Below are 1,467 nucleotides of genomic sequence, written 5' to 3'. Positions count from 1 at the left end.
ATCGCCTTCGATTGGGTTGGACTCAGTATCTGCATCCGCTTGGGAGAGATAGTAATCCACGTTTACCTGAGGGTTGCCACCCGTAATATCATCGAGGAGCTGGTTGATATTGAAAACGGTAAAGCCTTCCGGTATGCCATCCTCATCGCACTGCAACACAGAAACATCATTGGCTTCTGGGATTTCGTTAACTCGGATTGTAAAGGTTGTAAATCCAATACATCCAGTATCATTATCTTGAATTCTTACAAATATATCTCTTGGAGTCAGTACTGTATTTGAATATAATGTTGGTAGGGCCGCATTAGCGTTTTCCGCGTCTGATAAACTTAAATAGTAACTAATGTCATAGTTTACGGAACCAATATTTTCTGTTATTTCTTGAGATTTAATATTGAAATCGAAAGTAGCTAATCCATTAGTTTCATCACCATCAGAATCATCATCACATATTTCAAAATTTGTAGGCTGACTGAAATTTGTTAAAGCAGTAACAAATATGTCAAACTCGTTTAGAATAAAACAATTTGTAATTGTATTTTCTATTCTAATAAAAATGGTTTGAGTAACGGGAAAACTGTTGAATATATTACCCAAGGGATTAACGTTAATATTAGCATCATTCTCAGAGTTATGATAACTGACGGCTACATCACTCTCACCATTGATAATATCTTGAGTCAGTTGAGTGAGATCAATTTCTGTAATAAAATCATCATAGGGTGCTTGACTATCGCAAATATCTAAATCTGGTAACTCAGTCACGAATGGACTATTTAATAATGGATTTGATGGATTATCAGGAAAGGTAGCAGTGCCTGTCCATTCTAATGAAAATGGACTATTACCTATAGGTCTATCTATAACAATAAAATAACTTTCCCCTGCTAATGCATCAATGGCACTCACAAAACTATTACCATTTGGACCTGGTCCTTCAGAGGTGTCAGTTTCAGTAGTGTTTAATCCTGTAAGATTATTTCCTTGATTTGCGGCCGTAGGATTAGTTGTGGAGCATCTAATGGCTTGACCAATGTTACCACATGTAACATTAGGTCCAAAAATAAAAAAGTCATAATCTTCATTGATACTGGTGCTTCCCGGTGTTAATGTAAATGCCAAGGTTCCAGAATTGGCAATGTTAACTTGTAACCATATACTATTATTCTCTTGACTTGCACATGTGTTTGAACCGGATAATTCTTGTGTGCCTATACCACTCACGTCCAGGCTAAGACTTGAGTTTCCACAAATTGTAATAACATTTTGACAATCATTTGGGTCTTGCCCAAATGAATAAAAATTAGTAATTAAAACTAAAAGCACTAATAATTTTGATATAGTCTGATTTGTACTAAGAATCATCTTTTAAGGGTAAAGTGACTTGAAAAGGTTCTTCCATCTTGGAGTTTAACCCTGAACCAATAGTCCGATGTTGGCATTTTGTTGCCGTTGAAAGTTCCGTCC

At 35.9% G+C, this 1,467-nt stretch carries 1 protein-coding gene and 1 pseudogene; both read right to left on the bottom strand.

Annotated features, from left to right (window positions below):
- Positions 1 to 1,365, bottom strand: a pseudogene (locus DUZ96_RS00030) (hypothetical protein); the annotation flags it as partial.
- The coding region (locus DUZ96_RS13210; protein WP_147267033.1) for a T9SS type B sorting domain-containing protein at positions 1,362 to 1,467 on the bottom strand (106 nt) is incomplete at its 5' end. The gene DUZ96_RS13210 and the pseudogene DUZ96_RS00030, both read right to left, overlap by 4 nt.

It is taken from the genome of Winogradskyella sp. KYW1333, from assembly GCF_003335675.1.
GTDB lineage: Bacteria > Bacteroidota > Bacteroidia > Flavobacteriales > Flavobacteriaceae > Winogradskyella.
This window is presented reverse-complemented; position numbering and strand designations above follow the sequence as displayed.